This window comes from Actinomadura fibrosa (assembly GCF_900659615.1).
Taxonomy (GTDB): Bacteria; Actinomycetota; Actinomycetes; order Streptosporangiales; family Streptosporangiaceae; genus Spirillospora; species Spirillospora fibrosa.
In genome coordinates this window covers 1-17,277 of record NZ_CAACUY010000195.1, presented here as the reverse complement: position 1 = coordinate 17,277, position 17,277 = coordinate 1, and the positions used below count along the sequence as shown (strand labels likewise).

The 17,277-nt window shown below is 73.7% G+C and carries 17 protein-coding genes, 1 pseudogene and 1 riboswitch; of the genes and pseudogenes, 3 read left to right on the top strand and 15 right to left on the bottom strand.

Annotated elements, in window-relative coordinates; translation table 11 throughout:
* From E1300_RS37680 to E1300_RS37645, 8 genes are all read right to left on the bottom strand, one after another.
* Positions 1–1,476: hydantoinase/oxoprolinase family protein (locus E1300_RS37680; RefSeq protein ID WP_131761908.1), on the bottom strand; the 1,476-nt coding region annotated here is incomplete at its 3' end.
* Positions 1,473–2,333, bottom strand: coding sequence for an ABC transporter permease (locus E1300_RS37675; RefSeq protein WP_131761907.1), 861 nt, complete (start codon positions 2,331–2,333; stop codon positions 1,473–1,475). The genes E1300_RS37680 and E1300_RS37675, both read right to left, overlap by 4 nt.
* Positions 2,326–3,207 carry an ABC transporter permease gene (locus E1300_RS37670; RefSeq protein WP_131761906.1) on the bottom strand — a complete coding sequence of 294 codons (882 nt, stop codon included), beginning with the start codon at positions 3,205–3,207 and terminating at the stop codon, positions 2,326–2,328. The genes E1300_RS37675 and E1300_RS37670 overlap by 8 nt, the downstream gene beginning before the upstream one ends.
* 2 nt (positions 3,208–3,209) lie before the next feature.
* Entirely contained in the window at positions 3,210–4,394 is a 1,185-nt protein-coding gene (locus E1300_RS37665; RefSeq protein WP_131761905.1) for an ABC transporter ATP-binding protein, read from the bottom strand.
* Positions 4,361–5,446 carry an ABC transporter substrate-binding protein gene (locus E1300_RS37660; protein WP_131761904.1) on the bottom strand — a complete coding sequence of 362 codons (1,086 nt, stop codon included), beginning with the start codon at positions 5,444–5,446 and terminating at the stop codon, positions 4,361–4,363. Before E1300_RS37660 ends, E1300_RS37665 begins: the two co-directional genes overlap by 34 nt.
* A 108-nt stretch (positions 5,447–5,554) precedes the next feature.
* Positions 5,555–5,670, bottom strand: a riboswitch (SAM riboswitch).
* A 116-nt stretch (positions 5,671–5,786) separates the two neighbouring features.
* Positions 5,787–6,248, bottom strand: coding sequence for a MarR family winged helix-turn-helix transcriptional regulator (locus E1300_RS37655; protein ID WP_165503175.1), 462 nt, complete (start codon positions 6,246–6,248; stop codon positions 5,787–5,789).
* An 80-nt stretch (positions 6,249–6,328) separates the two neighbouring features.
* Positions 6,329–7,078, bottom strand: coding sequence for an SDR family oxidoreductase (locus E1300_RS37650; RefSeq protein ID WP_131761903.1), 750 nt, complete (start codon positions 7,076–7,078; stop codon positions 6,329–6,331).
* A 118-nt stretch (positions 7,079–7,196) separates the two neighbouring features.
* On the bottom strand, positions 7,197–8,114 hold the full coding sequence (locus tag E1300_RS37645; protein WP_131761902.1) for a cyclase family protein: 918 nt from the start codon (positions 8,112–8,114) through the stop codon (positions 7,197–7,199).
* 106 nt (positions 8,115–8,220) lie between these two features.
* On the opposite strand from E1300_RS37645, the gene E1300_RS37640 reads away from it, so the two are divergent.
* A complete protein-coding gene (locus E1300_RS37640) occupies positions 8,221–8,649 on the top strand; it encodes a Fur family transcriptional regulator (RefSeq protein WP_131761901.1) in 429 nt (142 codons plus the stop codon).
* A gap of 73 nt (positions 8,650–8,722) precedes the next feature.
* On the opposite strand, the gene katG is transcribed toward E1300_RS37640, so the two are convergent.
* Together katG and E1300_RS37630 are read right to left on the bottom strand one after the other, a co-directional pair.
* A complete protein-coding gene (gene katG, locus E1300_RS37635) occupies positions 8,723–10,960 on the bottom strand; it encodes a catalase/peroxidase HPI (protein WP_131761900.1) in 2,238 nt (745 codons plus the stop codon).
* Between the two features lie 28 nt (positions 10,961–10,988).
* Entirely contained in the window at positions 10,989–11,393 is a 405-nt protein-coding gene (locus E1300_RS37630) for a Fur family transcriptional regulator (RefSeq protein WP_131761909.1), read from the bottom strand.
* A 130-nt stretch (positions 11,394–11,523) separates the two neighbouring features.
* Here E1300_RS37630 and E1300_RS37625 point away from each other — a divergent pair, with 130 nt between their 5' ends.
* Positions 11,524–12,270 (top strand): SDR family NAD(P)-dependent oxidoreductase, encoded by a 747-nt coding sequence (locus tag E1300_RS37625; protein WP_131761899.1) that lies wholly within the window; start codon positions 11,524–11,526, stop codon positions 12,268–12,270.
* A 75-nt stretch (positions 12,271–12,345) separates the two neighbouring features.
* On the opposite strand, the gene E1300_RS37620 is transcribed toward E1300_RS37625, so the two are convergent.
* Together E1300_RS37620 and E1300_RS37615 are read right to left on the bottom strand one after the other, a co-directional pair.
* Positions 12,346–13,095, bottom strand: a complete 750-nt coding sequence (locus tag E1300_RS37620) for a ZIP family metal transporter (protein WP_131761898.1) — start codon at positions 13,093–13,095, stop codon at positions 12,346–12,348.
* Between the two features lie 154 nt (positions 13,096–13,249).
* Entirely contained in the window at positions 13,250–14,125 is an 876-nt protein-coding gene (locus E1300_RS37615; protein WP_207400179.1) for an SAM-dependent methyltransferase, read from the bottom strand.
* A gap of 131 nt (positions 14,126–14,256) precedes the next feature.
* On the opposite strand from E1300_RS37615, the gene E1300_RS37610 reads away from it, so the two are divergent.
* On the top strand, positions 14,257–15,132 hold the full coding sequence (locus tag E1300_RS37610) for an NAD(P)H-binding protein (protein ID WP_131761896.1): 876 nt from the start codon (positions 14,257–14,259) through the stop codon (positions 15,130–15,132).
* Between the two features lie 26 nt (positions 15,133–15,158).
* Here the strand turns inward: E1300_RS37610 and E1300_RS37605 are convergent, their stop codons facing one another.
* The 3 genes and pseudogenes from E1300_RS37605 to E1300_RS50615 all read right to left on the bottom strand — a co-directional run.
* On the bottom strand, positions 15,159–15,935 hold the full coding sequence (locus E1300_RS37605; RefSeq protein ID WP_131761895.1) for an alpha/beta fold hydrolase: 777 nt from the start codon (positions 15,933–15,935) through the stop codon (positions 15,159–15,161).
* 43 nt (positions 15,936–15,978) lie between these two features.
* The gene (locus E1300_RS37600; RefSeq protein WP_131761894.1) at positions 15,979–17,010 is read right to left on the bottom strand and encodes a M20/M25/M40 family metallo-hydrolase; all 1,032 of its coding nucleotides are present in this window, start codon (positions 17,008–17,010) and stop codon (positions 15,979–15,981) included.
* Positions 17,007–17,277, bottom strand: a pseudogene (locus E1300_RS50615) (hypothetical protein); the annotation flags it as partial. The gene E1300_RS37600 and the pseudogene E1300_RS50615, both read right to left, overlap by 4 nt.

Genomic DNA, 17,277 nt, shown 5'->3' with positions numbered 1-17,277 from the left:
CGCCGCGCCGAGCGCGCAGAACGTGGCGGCCGCGGGCGGCACGACGATGTGCCCGATCCCGGCCTCCTCCGCGAGCACGGCCGCGTGGGTCGGGCCGGCACCGCCGTACGGGACGAGCGTGAACCGCGCGGGGTCCAGCCCGCGCTGCGCGAGCGTCTTGCGCAGTTCGGCGGCCATCCCGGCGGTCGCGACCCGGAGCGCCGCCGACGCCGCCCGCCCGGCGGCGTCCTCGCCGTCCCAGCCGAGCCGCGCGGCGATCTCGCCGAGGGCCTTCGCGGAGGCGTCCGCGTCCAGCGCCATCCGGCCGCCGAGGAACGTCGCCGGGTCGATGACGCCGGTGGCCAGGTAGCAGTCGGTGATCGTGGGCCGGGTGCCGCCGCGCCGGTAGGCGACCGGACCCGGGTCGGCGCCGGCGCTCTCCGGCCCGACCTTCAGCACGCCCTGCTCGTCGACGCGGACTACGGAGCCGCCGCCCGCCCCGATCGCGCTGACCGCCACCACCGGGAGGATCAGCGGCAGCCCGCCGATCGTGGTGTGCGTCGCGAACTCGGGGCGCCCGCCCGTCACCACGGCGATGTCGCTGCTCGTCCCGCCCATGTCGAAGGTGACGACGTCGTCGAGCCCCGCCGCGGCGGCGAGCCGCACGGCCGCCGTCACCCCGGACGCCGGGCCGGACAGCACCGTCTCCAGCGGGCGGTCCGCCGCGGCCGCCAGGCCCAGCGAACCGCCGTTGGACGCGGCGATGTAGACGGGCGCGGTGACGCCGAGCGCGCCGAGGCGCTCCACGAGCCGGTCGAAGTAGCCGCGCATCAGCGGCTGGATGTAGGCGTTGAGGCAGGCCACCAGCGTCCGCTCGTACTCGCGGACCTCCGGCCACACCGTGGCGGACGCGGCCAGCCGCATCCCCGGCAGCCGGTCCCGCAGGCGGGCTGCGACGCCCTCCTCGAACGCCGGGTCCGCGTACCCGTTCAGCACCACGACGGCCGCCGCCTCGGCGCCCGTCGCGGCCAGCTCCGCGGCCACCCGGTCGAGCTCGGCCCCGTCCGGCACGGCGGTGGGGGCGCCGTCCGGGCCGAGGCGCGCGCCGATCTCGACGATGCGCTCGCGCGGGACGAGCGGCGCCTCCTTGCCCGCGTACAGGTCGAACGAGGACGGCATCCGGCTGCGCCCGATCTCCAGCACGTCCCGGAAGCCCTCGGTCACGACGAGTGCGATCCGGGCGCCGCGCCGCTGGATCACCGCGTTCAGCCCGATCGTGGTGCCGTGCACCACTCCCGCCAGGGCGCCGGGCGCGAGCCCCGCGGAACGCAGGATCGCCGCCAGCCCGTCCGCGACGGCCCGCGACGGGTCGTCCGGGGTGCTCGGCTCCTTGTGGTGCAGGACGCGCCCGTCCGCCGGGACGGTCAGGACGAGGTCGGTGAACGTCCCGCCCACGTCGATGCCCACCCGGGCGCCGGGTTCCGGGCCGCCGGTCACAGTACCTCCGAGATCTTCGCGAACCTGTCGGCCACCACCATCACGACCACGCTCGCGAGCATGAGCAGGCTCGACACCGCCGCCACCGACGGGTCGAGCTCGAACTGCGCCGACGAGAACACGCGCAGCGGGACGGTGGTGGTGTGCGCGCCCGCGACCAGCGCGGTGACCGCCACCTCGCCGAGCGAGGTGACCGCGGCGAGCAGCGCGCCGGCGAGGATGCCGGGGCGCAGCAGCGGCAGCGTGACGGTGAGGAGGACCCGCACGTCGCTCGCGCCGAGGCTCGCCGCCGCCCGCTCCAGCGCCGGGTCGAGCCCGGCGGCGCTGACCATCACGGCGCGGACGGCGTACGGCAGCGCGATCAGCGAGTGCGCCAGCCACAGCGCCGGGACCGAGTCGATCAGCCCGATGCCCTGGAAGTAGTACAGCAGCCCGAGCGCCGTGATGATCTCCGGCGCCATCAGCGGCGACAGCGCGAGCGCGTGCAGGGCGCCGCGTCCGGGGAAGGAGCCGCGCGCCAGCCCGTAGGCCGCGAGCGTGCCGATCACCGCGACGGTGGGCACGACGAGCAGCACCAGCAGGCCGCTGAGCTGGAACGAGACCAGCCAGTCGCGCGAGCCGAGGACCTGCTCGTACCAGCGCGTCGAGAAGCCGTGCGGCGGGAAGGCCACCGAGGCGGCCGGGTTGAACGAGCTGACGACCAGCACCACCAGCGGCGCGACCAGGAACAGGAACACGAGCGCTGCCAGCAGGCGCCCGGCGAGGGACGCCGCCCGGTCCGCCGGGAACCTGCGCCGGGGCACGGGGGTGGGCCGGGGGCCGGCCGGCCGGGTCTCGGGCCTGCGGGTGTCAGCCATGGAGTCGGCGCTCCCAGGTGCGGAAGGCGGCGCCGAGCCCGGTCGTGCACAGCACCGTGATCAGCAGCAGCACGAAGCTCAGCGCGGCGGCCACCGGGAAGTCGAAGACCGTCGAGATCTGGTCGTAGACGCGGATGCCGGCCAGCGGCTGGTTCGCGCCGCCGACCAGCAGCGGGGTGATGTAGATGCCCATCGCGAGCGCGAAGACCACCAGCGCGCCGCTCAGGGCGCCCGGCAGGCTCAGCGGCACGGTGACCCGCGCGAACGTCCGCACCGGACCGGCGCCGAGGATCCGCGACGCCCGCAGGACGTCCCGGTCGAGCCCGCCCAGCGCCGTCGTCAGCGGGACGATCGCGAACGGCAGCAGCACGTGCGTCACCGACACCACGACCGCCGAGTAGCTGGTCAGCAGATGCGCGGGCTGGTCGAGCACGCCGATCCCGACGAGCGTCCGGTTCACCGGCCCGTTCGCGCCGAGCAGCACTACCCAGCCGTAGCTGCGCACCACGACGCTCGTCAGCAGCGGCGACAGCACGACGACGAACAGCAGCGTCCGCACCAGCCCCGGCCGCCGCCGCGCGAGCGCGTACGCCGCCGGGTAGGCGAGGACGACGCACAGCACCGTCACCAGCGCGGCGGTGACGATGGTCCGGACGAGCGCCTCGTAGAAGAACGGCTCGGTGAGCACGCGGACGTACTGGTGGCCGGTGTAGCCGGGCAGCGCCGCGTTGTTCCCGTCCACCGGACGGAGGCTGAGCTGGAGGAGCCGCACGAGCGGCGCGACGAACAGCGCGAGGAGGAAGACCAGCAGCGGCACCGTGTACACCGCGCCGCGCCACCGCGCCCGCCGTCCCGCGGTCGGGATGTGCGCCATCGCTACCGCCCCGCCCCCGGCTCCAGGACGATCAGGTCGGCGGGGTCCCAGCTCGCGGTGACGGCCGTGCCGGTCCCCGGCGGGTCGGCGCCGCCCGCCCCGCTGTCGGCGACGCGGACGGTGAGCACGAGACCGCCCGCCGTCCGGACCTCGACCTGCCAGGCGTCGCCCGTGAACGCGCGGTAGGAGACGGTGCCGGTCACGCCGGCCGCCGGGCCGGCCGCGCCGGCGGCGGGCGACAGCCGGATCCGCTCGGGCCGGACGGCCACGACCGCCTCCCGGCCGGGCACCGGGTCCGGCAGGCCGGTCGCCACCGCGGCGCCGCCGACGTCCAGCGAGCCGTCGTCGCGGACCGTCCCCTCCAGCACGTTCGCGGCGCCGATGAACTGCGCCACGAAACGGCTCGCTGGCCGCCGGTAGACCTCGTCCGGGGTGCCGAGCTGCTCCAGCCTGCCGCCGTTCAGCACCGCGATGCGGTCCGACAGCGACAGCGCCTCCTCCTGGTCGTGCGTCACGAACACCATCGTCGTGCCGACGCTCCGCTGGATCTTGCGGAGCTCCACGCGCATCTCCCGGCGGAGCTTGGCGTCGAGGTTCGACAGCGGCTCGTCCAGCAGCAGCACCGCCGGACGGGTCGCCAGCGCCCGGGCGATCGCCACCCGCTGCTGCTGGCCGCCGGACAGCGCCCGCGGACGCCGTCCGGCGAACTCCTCCAGGCCGACCAGGCGCAGCGCCTCGGCCACCCGCTCCGCCCGCTCCCGCTTGGGGACGCGGTGGACGCGCAGCCCGTAGGCGACGTTGCCCGCGACGGACAGGTGCGGGAACAGCGCGTAGTTCTGGAACACCATGCCCAGCTCGCGCCGGTGCGGCGGCAGGCCGGTGATGTCGGCGCCGTCCACCAGGATGCGGCCGGTATCGGGCGCCACGAACCCGGCGATCGCGTTCAGCAGCGTCGTCTTCCCGCAGCCGCTCGGCCCGAGGATCGACAGGAACTCGCCGCGGCGCACCGACAGCCGGTCCAGGTCCAGGACGCGGTGGCCGTCGTAGCCGGCGGCCAGACCCTCGATCTCGACGTGCCCGGCGGCGGCGCCCGCGGCCTCCGCGCCCGCGGGCGGGGCGTCTGCGGCCGGGGGGCCCGCGGGCGGCGCGCCGGTCAGCGGAAGATCTCGTTCCACCGCTGCTGCCATTCGTTGAGCTTGGGGGTCGCGACGTTGTAGTCGACCCAGTTGAACTTCCGGTACACGTCGGTCCCGTACTTGATCTTCGCCTTGAACGCGGGGCTGTAGTCGATCCTCGTGTTGGAGCCCGCGTACCAGTTGCCCTCGGCGAAGACCTTCTGGTGGGCCGGGTCCGTGATGTACCCGAGGAACTTGTAGGCCAGGTCCGACTTCGCGCTGCCCGAGGCCACGAAGTAGCTGCTCAGCGCGCCGACCGCGCCGGACCTCGGATAGGTGAAGCCGATCTTGCCGCCGGCCTGCGCCATGGCGATGGCCCGCCCGTCCCAGTACGGCACCACCCACGACTCGCCGTTCTGGATGGCGCTCTGCACGGCCGTCGCGTTCGCCGGGTAGGACGAGACGCAGCCCTTCAGCCGCTTGAGCTGGTTGAACGCCCTGTCGACGTCCGCGGGATTCGACAACCTCCCGCCCTGGCCGGTCACCAGCGCGCTGAAGAACTCCAGGCCCGGGTTGTAGGTCAGCGGCGGGAGCGCCACGTGCCCGCAGTACTCCTTGCTGAAGATGTCCTGCCAGTCGGCCGGCGCCTTCCCGACCTTGTCGGTGCGGTAGAGCAGGCCGGTCGAGCCGATGGTCAGCGGGACGCCGTAGCTGCTCCCGGACACCGTGTTCTTCTCGATCTGCACCGGGTCGAGGTCGGCCCAGTGGCTCACCTTCGCGGTGTCCAGCGGCTTGACCAGCTTCCCGGCGACGGCCGGGCGGGCCGCGTCGGGCGTCAGCACCACGAGGTCGAACGGCGGGTTCTTGCCGCCCGCCGCGCGCAGCTTGGTGAGCCACTCGGCGTTCGCCCCCGGGACGAGGTTGACCTTGGCGCCGGTCTCCTTCTCGAACGGCTCGACGAACGACTTCTCGAACAGGTCCTGCCACGGCCCGGAGAACACCGTCACGGTCAGTTCCCCGCCGCCTTTGCCCGAGCCGCCGGTGTCCGCGGTGTCCACCCCGCACGCCGTAGCCGCCAGCAGCGCCACCGTCCCGATGGCGGCGAGCGCCGATCGCCTTCCCACGTCCCACTCCTTCAAGTCCGGGCCGGCACAGCGATGGGCGTGCGCGTGCGCACGTCACCGTCCCCCGCGAACACGGGGAACCGCGAGCGCGGGGAACGCGGCCTTGCGGATCCGCGCTTGTCGTCGCATGTCCGGCGGACGACCGTGTCCTCACCCGGAGCACCCCACCGCGGTCGGAGGGTTGCCGCCCAGCAAGCCGGGGCTTGGCGCTGGAACTCGTGACACGCAGGAGCTTAGCATATAAAACCGGTCTGTTTTGCATCAATTCGGACGTCCCAAGTTCAGGAACGTTCCATACGGTGTGCCGGGAGGAGCCGCCGAGCACGACGCGGCTCCGCGCTCAGCGGTGCTTGTTGTTCTCGATAACGGTGTCCGCGATCTCCGCGAGCAGGGTGATCTGCCCGGGGGTGAGGTGGTTCAGGAAGTAGCGGCGGACGTCCTCGACATGGCGCGGGGCGGCGGCCTCGATCGCCTCCCGCCCCGCGGGGGTGACCACCACGAACGCTCCGCGCCTGTCGTCGGCGCACTCCTCGCGGACGACCAGGCCGCGCTTCGCCATGCGGGTGAGGTGGTGGGAGAGCCTGCTCTTCTCCCAGTCCAGGACGCCCGCGAGCTCCTGGACGCGCAGCCGGTCCCCGGGCGCCCGGGTCAGCTCGGCCAGGACCGTGTAGTCGGCGGCGGACAGGCCGAAGCCCTCCTGCATCGACCGACCGGCCCGGTCGACCAGCAGGTCGTGCATTCTCAGCAGGCCGCGCCACGCCCGCTCCTCGGTCGCCGTCAGCCAGCGGGGATCCGCGCTCATGATCCCACCGTACGGGGATGTTGACGTATCACGCACCCCGTCCCCCGAGGGCGGGGGTCGGCCGGGCCGGTGCGCGCGGGTCAGACCTGGTTGGCGCCGCCGTCGACGTAGAGCTCGGTGCCGGTGACGAAGCTGCTCTCGGACGAGGCGAGGAAGACGGCGACGGAGGCCACCTCCTCGGGGCGGCCCATGCGGCCCAGCGGCACGGTGCCGGCCAGCTGGTCCCGCAGCCGCGCGGCCTGCTCGTCGTCGGGGGCGAGCCCGTTGACGCCGGGCGTCTCGATCGGGCCGGGCACGAGCGTGTTGACGCGGATGCCGCGGCCCCTGAGCTCGTTGGCCCAGGTGCGCGAGAAGGAGCGCACCGCCGCCTTGGACGCGGCGTAGACGCCGAACGCCTCGCCGCCCGTCGTCGCGGCGGTGGAGCCGGTCAGGATCACCGACGCGCCGTCGTTGAGCAGCGGCAGCGCCTTCTGGACGGTGAACAGCACGCCCTTCACGTTCGTGCCGAAGGTGGCGTCGAAGTGCTCCTCGGTGACCTGGTCGAGCGTGGCGAACTCGCCGCCGCCCGCGTTGGCGAACAGCACGTCCACGCGCAGGCCCCGGTCGGCGATGGTTGCGTAGAGGCGGTCCAGGTCCGCCAGGTCGGCGCTGTCGGCCTGGACCGCGATGACCGATCCGCCGATGGCGGCGACGGCCTCGTCCAGGACCTCTTTGCGCCGTCCGGTGATGACGACCTGGGCGCCCTCCTGCGCGAACCGGCGGGCCGCGGCCAGCCCGATGCCGCTGGTGCCGCCCGTGACGACGGCCGTCTTCCCCTCAAGTTGTCCCATGGTTCTGCCCTTCCGCTCCAGTAGTTCAAGCGTCAACCACCGTACGAGCGGATAGGTGACACGTCAACTAAATGGGTAGTGGTGAGGGTCACCCGCACCATGGGCGGCCCTCGGCGCTCTAGGCGGGGAGGCGGGCGAACGCGCGGACCGGGACGGTGCCGAAGTCCGCGATCCGCAGCGGGACCGCGGTGAACCTCGCCCCCGTGGGCGGCAACTGGTCGAGGCCGGTGAGGTGCTCGACCACCGGGATGCCCGCGGCCAGGAGCACCGTGTGCGCGGGACGCTCGCCGTCGGCGGTGTCGTCGATGTTCAGCGCGTCGATGCCGACCAGCGCGGCGCCCTGCGCCACCAGCCATTCGGCGCCCGCCCGGGTCAGGAAGTGCCGGTCCTCGGCGTAGGCCGGCGTGCCGAAGCGGGCCGAGTCGCCGGTGTGCAGCAGGACGGCCGCGCCCCGGACGTCCAGGCCGGCCAGCGCGCCGACGTCGACGCCGAGGCCGTCGGCGCCGCCCACCCTGACCACCGTGGCGGGCAGGTCCACGGTCTGCTCCAGCCCGACGGAGGCGAGGTCGCCGCCATCGGCGTAGCGGTGGAACGGGGCGTCCAGGTAGGTCCCGGTGTTGCCGCAGATGGTGATGGTGTCCATCTGGAACTCGGTGGCCGGCGCGTAGCGGTCCCGGGACGCCTCCCGGGTGAGGTACGGGGTGATGACCGGGGCGGGCAGCCCGGGGTAGGTCACCATGCCCTCGCGGATCACGTGGCCCAGCTCCACGAACCGCCCGGCCGGCGCGTCCGGGGCCGGACGGTCGGACGGCCCGCCCCGCGTCCCCTTGTGGGGTTCGGCGAAGACCTCGACGTTGCTGAGCTCCACCGAACCGGTCATCAGCAGCCCGAGCGAGGCCACGAACAGGGCGCCGATCTCCTCCTCGCCGGTGTCGGCGGAGGGGACGTCGACCCGGAAGCCGTGCACCGCCAGGTCCCCGCCGTTGCTGAAGCGGACGACGGCGTCGAAGGACGCCCGATACTGGATCTCTTCCATGATCCCGCATCCAACCAGGCCGGACCGGGCGGCGCGCATCGGGGCGGGACGCTTGCGGCGTTCGTTGTCTTAAGTAGTTCGCGTTTATATGGGTACGTTCGATGGCATGACGGCATCCGAGCCACCGACGTCCGCCGAGCAGTTGCGCGGTGCCGGCCTGCGGGTGACGGCCGCCCGGGTCGCGCTGCTGGAGACCGTCCGGGACGGCGACCACCTCGACGTCGAGGCGATCGCCTCCGGGGTGCGCGAGCGGGTCGGCCACATCTCCGTGCAGGCCGTGTACGAGGCGCTGCACGCGCTGACCGCGGCGGGGCTCGTCCGCCGCATCGAGCCCGCCGGCAGCCCGGCCCGGTTCGAGGGGCGCGTCGGCGACAACCACCACCACCTGGTGTGCCGGAACTGCGGAGCGATCAGGGACGTCGACTGCGTCGTGGGGCATCCGCCGTGCCTGGACCCGGCCGACGACGCGGGCTTCCTCGTGGACGAGGCCGACGTCACGTTCTGGGGGCTGTGCCCCCGCTGCCAGAAGCGCTGACCCGTCCGGTCGGAAACGGCGTCCGGGCCGGCCCTTCACGGACCGGCCCGGACGTCGGGGCAACTCCCCGGGGTCAGACGGAGTGGCCCGCGAGGTCGTACCGGTCGAGGTTCATCACCTTGTCCCACGCGGCGACGAAGTCCTCGACGAACTTCTCACCCGCGTCGTCGCTGGCGTAGACCTCCGCGACCGCGCGCAGCTCGGAGTTCGAGCCGAACACGAGGTCGGCGCGGCTGCCGGTCCACCGGACGTTGCCCGACGCGTCGCGGCCCTCGAAGGTCTCGCTGTCCTCGTTCGTCGCCTTCCACACCGTGCCCATGTCGAGCAGGTTGACGAAGAAGTCGTTGGTCAGCGCCCCGGGCCGGTCGGTGAGGATGCCCAGGTTCGACTGGCCGTCGTTCACGCCGATGGCGCGCAGGCCGCCGAGCAGGACGGTCATCTCGGGCGCGCTCAGCGTGAGCAGGTTCGCCCGGTCGATGAGCAGGAACTCGCCCGGCAGGATGTTGCCCTTCATGAGGTAGTTGCGGAACCCGTCGTGCGTGGGCTCCATCACCTCGAACGACTCGACGTCGGTCTCCTCCTGGGACGCGTCCGTGCGTCCCGGCGTGAACGGCACCTCGATCTCGTAGCCGGCGTCCTTGGCGGCCTTCTCGACGCCGGCGCAGCCGCCGAGCACGATCAGGTCGGCCAGGGAGATCTTCTTGCCGCCGGTCTGCTCGGCGTTGAACGCCTCCTGGACCTCCTCCAGGGTGCGCAGCACGGTCCGGAGCTGGTCGGGGTTGTTGACCTCCCAGCTCCGCTGCGGCTCCAGCCGGATGCGCGCGCCGTTGGCGCCGCCGCGCTTGTCGGTGCCGCGGAACGACGCCGCCGACGCCCACGCGGTGGTGACGAGCTGGGCGACCGACAGGCCGGAGTCGAGGAGCCGGGCCTTGAGGGCGGCGACGTCCTCGGCGTCGACGAGCTCGTGGTCCACCGCGGGCACCGGGTCCTGCCAGATCAGCGTCTCGGACGGGACCTCGGGGCCGAGGTAGCGCTGGATCGGGCCCATGTCGCGGTGGGTCAGCTTGAACCAGGCGCGGGCGAAGGCGTCCGCGAACTCCTCGGGGTTGTCCTTGAACCGCCGCGAGATCGGCTCGTAGATCGGGTCGAACCGCAGCGACAGGTCGGTCGTCAGCATGCCCGGCTGGCGGTTGAGCGTGCCGTCCTCGGGGTCCGGGACGGTGTTGGCCCCGGCGTCGCCCTTCGGCTTCCACTGGTTCGCCCCGGACGGGCTCTTGGTCAGCTCCCACTCGTAGCCGAAGAGGGTCTCGAAGAAGCTGTTGTCCCACGTGGTCGGGGTGGGGGTCCAGGTGACCTCCAGGCCGCTCGTGTGGGAGTCGCGGCCCTTGCCGGTGCCGTGCGTGCTCTTCCAGCCGAGGCCCTGGTCCTCCAGCGGGGAGCCCTCGGGCTCGGGGCCGATGGCGTCCGCCGGGGCGGCGCCGTGGGTCTTGCCGAAGGTGTGGCCGCCCGCGATCAGCGCGACCGTCTCCTCGTCGTTCATCGCCATCCGCTTGAACGTCTCGCGGATGTCGCGGGCCGCGGCGAGCGGGTCCGGGTTGCCGTTCGGGCCCTCCGGGTTGACGTAGATGAGGCCCATCTGCACCGCGGCCAGGGGCTTCTCCAGCTCCCGGTCGCCGCTGTAGCGCTCGTCGTCCAGCCAGCCGGTCTCGGGGCCCCAGAAGACGTCCTCGTCGGCCTCCCAGGCGTCCTCGCGGCCGCCGGCGAAGCCGAAGGTCTTCAGGCCCATGGTCTCCAGCGCGACGTTGCCGGCCAGGATCATCAGGTCGGCCCACGAGATCTTCCGGCCGTACTTCTTCTTGACGGGCCACAGGACGCGGCGGGCCTTGTCGAGGCTGGCGTTGTCCGGCCAGCTGTTGAGCGGCGCGAACCGCTGCTGCCCGGCCCCGGCGCCGCCGCGGCCGTCGCTGACGCGGTAGGTGCCGGCGCTGTGCCACGCCATGCGGATGATCAGCGGCCCGTAGTTGCCGAAGTCGGCCGGCCACCAGTCCTGCGAGTCGGTGAGGACCTGCGCGATGTCCTGCTTCACCGCGGGCAGGTCGAGGCTGTTGAACGCCTCGGCGTAGTTGAAGTCCTCACCCAGCGGGTTGGTCATCGGCGGGTTCTTGGCGAGCAGCTTCAGGTTGAGCCGGTCCGGCCACCAGCCGCGGTTGCCGCCTCCCTGGGTGGGGTGGAGGGCCCGCCGGTGCGCCACCGGGCAGCCGCCTTCGCCCTCGGCTTGCGTCGGGGCGACGGTCTCGTTGTTCTCGGACATGTGTTTTCCCTCCAGGGGAGCGGGGTGATCAGGAATTTCCCGGGGTCGAGCAGGCGGGACACAGGCCCCAGTAGATGGCCTCGGCCTCGTCGACCGAGAAGCCGCGATCGCCGGGCGCGGTCAGGCAGGGCGCCTCGCCGGCGGCGCCGTCGACGTCGGCGATGGCGCCGCACGACCGGCACACGAGGTGGTGGTGGCCGTCCCCGGTCCGCGCCTCGTAGCGCGCCACGGACCCGGCCGGCTGGATGCGCCGCACCAGCCCCGCGGCCGTCAGCGCGTGCAGCGAGTCGTACACGGCCTGCCGGGACACCGCCGGAAGCTCCCCGCGCACGGCATCGAAGATCAGGTCGGTGCCGGCGTGGGGGTGGGCGTGCACCGCGCCGAGCACCGCGACCCGCGGGCGGGTCGCGCGCAGTGCGGCTCCGCGCAGCATCTGCCGGAGGTCCGAGGTGGTGACCACGCCCACAGCCTGGCCCCCCAGTCTGGAACCAGTCAAGACTAGGAAGCGCTCCACTTTCCCCGAGATGCCCTGGACGTCCCCGCGCACCGGCGAGGATGCGGGCATGCCCGCATCCGGCAGACGGGTCGCCCTGGTGACCGGCAGCTCGCGAGGGCTGGGACGAGCGATCGCGCACCGCCTGGCCGCCGACGGCCTCGCCGTCGCCGTCAACGGGCCGCCCGGGGACGCGCGCCTGGCGGACGCCGCCCGCGCCCTCGGCGGCACGGCCGAGGCGTTCGCCGCCGACGTCACCGACGAGTGGCAGGTCGCCGCCCTGGTGGCGGACGTCACCGAGCGCCTGGGCGGCATCGACGTCCTGGTCGTGAACGCGACCGGCCCGCAGCCGGAGGCCCCGCTGCTCGACGTGTCATGGGACGACCACCTGGCGCAGCTCGCCTTCTTCGTCAGGAGCCCGGTCCTCCTGGGCCGCGCCGTGATCCCCGGGATGCGGGCGAGGCGCCACGGCCGGATCGTCCAGATCGACTCGGAGGTCGCCGACCGGCCGCCGCCGGGCCGGTCCGCCTACGCCGCCGCGAAGGGCGGGCAGATCGGCCTCGCCCGCGCCTGGGCGCGGGAACTCGCCCCCGACGGCATCACCGTGAACGCCGTCGCCCCCGGTTTCGTGCCCGTCGAGCGCCACGACGGCGTCCCTCCCGAGGTCCGGGACGCCTACCTGGCCACCGTCCCCGCCGGACGCATGGGAACGCCCGAGGACGTCGCGCACGCCGTCGCCTTCCTCGCCTCCGAGGCGGCGGGCTTCATCACCGGCCAGCGCATCGTCGTGGACGGCGGACGCGGCCTCGGGCCCTGAGCGGGGCATCAGGGCGCCGGGCGGCATCGGCGGCCGCGGTCCGGTCCCCGGCGGCCGCGCGTCCCTCACCACCGGTCAGGCCTGGGAGAGGGCGAAGGCGGTGAGGAAGCCCGCCACCGTGATCAGGCCGGTCAGTACGTGGGCGTCCTCGTACGCCTCGGGGATCATCGTGTCGGCGATCATGGTGAGGATCGCGCCGCCGGCGAGCGCGGTGATGGCGGCCAGGACCCCGGCGGACGCGCCGCCGAGCACCGTGTAGCCCAGGACGGCCGCCAGGCCGCTGATCACCGCGATGCCGCCCCACAGGCCGAACACGTACCGGCGGCTCCGGTGCGCGCGGCGCATCCCGGACGCGCTGGACAGCCCCTCCGGCACGTTGCTGATGAACACCGCGACGACGGTGACCAGGCTGACGGCGCCGCCGCCCAGCAGGCTCGTCCCGATGACGATCGACTCGGGCACGCCGTCCAGCAGCGCGCCCAGCGCGATCGCGGTCCCCGATCCGGGCTGCTGCTCCTCCGTGGGCTGCTGGCCCGCCGACCGCTTGCGGTGCCGCGCCCCGCGCCAGGCCAGCAGGACGTTCGCGCCGGCGTACAGCGCCGCGCCGGCCACGGCGCCGAGCACCGTCGGCCCGAGCCCGCCCCGCTCGTGCGCCTCGGCGATCAGCTCGAACGAGACCGCCGACAGCAGGACGCCGCTGCCGAAGGCCATCACGGTGGCGACCACCCGCGCCGGGATCGGCATCAGGTAGCCGACCAGCGCGCCCATCACCAGCGCCGAGCCCGCCAACAGGCCCCACCCTCCCGCCAGCAGCCACTCAGGCACGGTTTCCCTCCATCACCGACCGACATACGGAACGGACCCAGCGTTGACCGTCCCTCCGACTACCCCGCGAAACGATCTGAAACCGTCCGTGCGCCTTCGCGCTTCCTGCGAGGATCCCGACCGGGTGCGGCCGGCGGGCGTCCCGGGCACGTCATCAGGCGCCGGACGGAGCGCCGGGCGGAAGCACGGCCAGGCCGCCGTAGGCGGACACCTGGGCGGGTGCCGGCGGGGGCGGTTCGGCCGGGTCGCGGCGCCACTCCGACACCAGGACCACGCCGGGCGGGACGAGTTCGAGCCCCTGGCCGGTGAAGACCAGCCGCTCGAACTCGGCGGCGGACCGGGGCCGCGTGCGCACGCCGTCGTCCCGGTACCGGGCCGTGGCCGAGCGCAGCCGGGGCTCGTGCTCGTCGGTGACGTGCGTGGCCAGGACGTGGCTGCCCGGCGGCAGCGCCTCGATGAAGGTCCGGATGATCCGCTCGGGTCCCTGGTCGTCCGTGATGAAGTGCAGAACGGCGCTCATCAGCAGCGCGATGGGCTCCTCGAAATCCAGCACCTCGCGGACGAGCCTGCTGCCGATGATGAATTCCGGCCTGCGGACGTCGGCTTCCAGATAGCCCACTTCGCCCCGCGGATCGGACGTCATCAAAGCGCGCGCGTGCACCATCACGACCGGGTCGTTGTCGACGTAGGCGACGCGCGCCGAAGGGGTGATGGCCTGCACGACCTCGTGCACGTTCGGCGGAGTGGGAATGCCGGTGCCGATGTCCAGGAATTGCCGGATCCCCACCTGGGACGCGAGGTACCGGACGCCGCGCAGCAGGAATCTGCGGTTCTCCTGAGCGCCGATGCGAATGGCCGGGAAGGCCTCTTCGATCTTGTCGGCGGCGATGCGGTCGGCGGCGAAGTTGTCCTTGCCGCCCAGCAGGTAGTCGTAGACCCGGGCGGGCGAGGGATGGGCCGCGTCGACGAGCAGCGCGCGTGCCTCGTCCCCCGGCCGGCTTCCCGGACTCTCTTCTCGTGGGGACGGCACGCTCGTGGAACTCCCCATTTCTAGCGGCGGCGGGGGTGAATAGTCTAACGTGACGGCTGCCCGGCCCGGCGGTTAATGCCGAAAGAAACCCGAAGCACTCGCATCCCGTAATCGAACGATCGGGGAACGTGATGAGAATCGCCATCGCCAGCGCGTCCGGGGCGCTCGCCAAGGCCACCGCCGTTTATGCGCTGGAGCGGACGTCCGCCGACGACGTCATCCTCGTCACCAGGAATCCCGGCGCGCTCGCCGAGTTCGCACGCCGCGGCGTGACCGTCCGGTACGGCGATTACGACGAGCCGGAATCGCTGCCCGCGGCGTTCGAGGGCGCCACCCGGCTGCTGCTCGTCAGCCTGCACGAGCTCGGCCATCGCGTCACCCAGCATCGCAACGCCGTGGAGGCCGCCGCCGCGGCCGGGGTGCGGCACATCGTCTACACGTCCTACATCATGGTCGACCCGGCGTGCCCGTCCACGGTCGTGCCCGACCACCTGCGCACCCACGAGCTGCTGGACGCGTCCGGGCTCGACGTGACCTACCTGCGCAACGGCCTGTACGCCGAGACCCCGGTCACGCAGATCCTCCCGCCGGCGATCGCCCGCGGGACGCTGGTGGACAACACCGACCACGCCAAGGGGGCCTTCGTCCACCGCGACGACTGCGCCGCCGTCGCCGCGGCGGTCCTGACGTCGTCCGGCCACGAGGGCAGGACCTACGACGTCACCGGTCCCGAGCTGCTCAGCTTCGCCGACATCGCCGCGCTCGCCGCCCGGGTCTCCGGCCGTCCCGTCGGCTACGTGAGCGTGGACGACGAGGTCCTCGACGCCCAGCTGCGGGAGGCGGGGGTGCCCGACGACGTGCGCGGCATGATCGTCTCGTTCGGCGTGGCGCTGCGCGCCGGGTTCGGCGAACCGCTCACCGACACCGTGCGGGAGCTGACCGGCCGCCCGGCCCGGCCGATCACCGACCTGATGGAGCGACACCGCCCGCTGCTCGCCAACGCCTGACCGGCCCTGCCGGCGGCTGACCGGCGTCAGGCATCCGGTCCGGCGTTGAGGAAGGCGACCAGTTCCTTGGCGAACGCCGGGTCCGCCACCGCCCCCAGGTGGTCGCCGGGGACCGTGCGCAGGGTCGCCCCGGGGATCGCTCGCGCGAGGACCTCGGGACGGGCGGCCAGGGGGTCGTCCACGCCCGCCAGGACGAGCGTCGGGGCCTCGATGGCGCCGAGCGCGATCGGCCGGTCGTGCACCGACGCGGCCTGCGCGGCCAGCGCGGTCCGGTCGCCGCCGATCGCGTCGACGAAGGCGCGGAAGTCGGCGGCGCCCTGGTCGGTGATCGAGGCCGGGTCGTCGGTGAGCAGCGCGCTCCGGAGCGCCTCGGCGCGGATGACGCGGGTGTCCACGCCGCCGAGCTCGACCACCGCGGCGCCCACTCCCCCGACGGCCAGGCGGCGGACGCGCCGGTCGCGGGCCGCGGCGAGCAGCGACACGACGGCGCCCATCGAGTAGCCGGCGAGGTCGTAGCGGGGCTCGCCGAGCAGGTCGACCAGCGTCCCGACGTCCTCGGCCATGCGCGCCTCGCCGTAGCGGGCCGGGTCGTGGGGCTTGCCGGACGCGCCGTGCCCGCGGGCGTCGATGGCGGCGACCCGGCGGCCGGCCGCGGTCAGCGCGGCGACGACGCCCGTGACCTCCCAGTTCGTCCGGCCGTCGGCGATGAACCCGTGGTGCAGCAGGACCAGCGGCAGGTCGGAGTCGCACTCCCAGACGCGGTAGGCGATCTCGACGCCGTCGGTGGCGGTGAACGTCGGCATGCGGCGCGGACCTCTCACTCCGGGACGACGCGGGCGGAACCGATCATAAGGCGGCGGCCAGCTCGTCGAGCGCGGTGGTGAGCACGTCCACGCCCTTCAGGTACTCGGCGATCTCGATGTGCTCGTCGTCGCCGTGGTCCAGGGAGCCGTCACCCGGGCCGTACGCCGCCATGGGCACGCTCCAGTGGGGCGCGACGGTGTTCATGTCGGACGTGCCGGTCTTGAGGATCGGCCGGGGCGTCCCGCCGTGCCGGCGGATGGCGGCCGTGACCGCCCGCACGGCCGGGTCGGAGCGGGCGCTCCGCACCGCGGGGACGTGCCGGACGACGGTGACCTCGCCGCCGTCCGCGAGGAGGCGCAGCCGCCCGGCCAGGGCCGCGGCGTCGAATCCGGGCGGGACGCGGCAGTCGATGTCGAGGCGGGCCTCGGTCGCGTCGCCGTGGACGCCGCGCAGGGTGGCGGCGGGCAGGCCGTAGGCGCCGTGGTCGCGTTCGGGGCCGAGCGCTTCGAGGAGCCCGTGCCAGAACGCCACCGCGACCTCGCTGGCCTTGGCGACGGGGTTGGTGGAGTGGGTCGCGGGACGGGTCACCCGGTACTCGATGTCGATCTTGCCCTTGTAGCCCAGCACCACCCGGGACCAGCCGCTCGGCTCGCCGATGAGGAGCGCGTCGGGCGGCGCGACGGTGCGCGCCAGGTGCTCGCCGCCCCGGGAGAGCCGCTCCTCCTCGACCGCCCCGGCGACGCGGATCGTGCCGGGGAACGACGGCCGGGCCGCCGCGGCGGTGATCATCGCCGCGAGCGGGCCCTTGGCGTCGGCGGCGCCGCGGCCGGTCAGCCGGCCGCGCTCGCGGCGCACCGGCAGCGGCCGGTCGACGGTGTCGAGATGGCCGAGCAGCATCACCACCGGGCCCTTCCCCGCGCCGATGTCGCCGATGACGTTGCCGGCCCCGTCGCGGCGGGCGGCCATGCCGAGGTCGTTCATGGCCTTCTCCAGGAAGCGCGCCAGCTCGTCCTCCCGGCCGGACGGCGAGGGGATGGACAGCATGGCGTGCAGCAGGTCGACGGGTGTGCTCATGCGATCTCCAGTGTCGTGCCGGCGCCGGCCAGGGCGGCGGTGACCGGGCGGGGCACCCGGCCGTCGCAGACCGACACCCGGGGGACGCCCGCGAGCAGGGCCTCGCGGGCCGCGACGAGCTTGCGGTGCATGCCGCCGGTCGCCGCGTGCGGCACCGGCCCCTCGTGGGGCAGCGCGCAGCGGTCCAGGAAGGTGGCCTCGTCCCGGGCGTCGCGCAGCAGGCCCGGCGCCGCGGTGAGCAGGACGAGCCGGTCGGCGCCGAGCGCG

Coding starts and splice junctions, on each gene's coding strand:
- E1300_RS37675 (WP_131761907.1), bottom strand. CDS start 2,333: ATGGCTGACACCCGCAGGCCCGAGACCCGGCCGGCCGGCCCCCGGCCC.
- E1300_RS37670 (WP_131761906.1), bottom strand. CDS start 3,207: ATGGCGCACATCCCGACCGCGGGACGGCGGGCGCGGTGGCGCGGCGCG.
- E1300_RS37665 (WP_131761905.1), bottom strand. CDS start 4,394: ATGGCAGCAGCGGTGGAACGAGATCTTCCGCTGACCGGCGCGCCGCCC.
- E1300_RS37655 (WP_165503175.1), bottom strand. CDS start 6,248: ATGAGCGCGGATCCCCGCTGGCTGACGGCGACCGAGGAGCGGGCGTGG.
- E1300_RS37650 (WP_131761903.1), bottom strand. CDS start 7,078: ATGGGACAACTTGAGGGGAAGACGGCCGTCGTCACGGGCGGCACCAGC.
- E1300_RS37645 (WP_131761902.1), bottom strand. CDS start 8,114: ATGGAAGAGATCCAGTATCGGGCGTCCTTCGACGCCGTCGTCCGCTTC.
- E1300_RS37640 (WP_131761901.1), top strand. CDS start 8,221: ATGACGGCATCCGAGCCACCGACGTCCGCCGAGCAGTTGCGCGGTGCC.
- katG (WP_131761900.1), bottom strand. CDS start 10,960: ATGTCCGAGAACAACGAGACCGTCGCCCCGACGCAAGCCGAGGGCGAA.
- E1300_RS37630 (WP_131761909.1), bottom strand. CDS start 11,393: ATGCTGCGCGGAGCCGCACTGCGCGCGACCCGCCCGCGGGTCGCGGTG.
- E1300_RS37625 (WP_131761899.1), top strand. CDS start 11,524: ATGCCCGCATCCGGCAGACGGGTCGCCCTGGTGACCGGCAGCTCGCGA.
- E1300_RS37610 (WP_131761896.1), top strand. CDS start 14,257: ATGAGAATCGCCATCGCCAGCGCGTCCGGGGCGCTCGCCAAGGCCACC.
- E1300_RS37605 (WP_131761895.1), bottom strand. CDS start 15,935: ATGCCGACGTTCACCGCCACCGACGGCGTCGAGATCGCCTACCGCGTC.
- E1300_RS37600 (WP_131761894.1), bottom strand. CDS start 17,010: ATGAGCACACCCGTCGACCTGCTGCACGCCATGCTGTCCATCCCCTCG.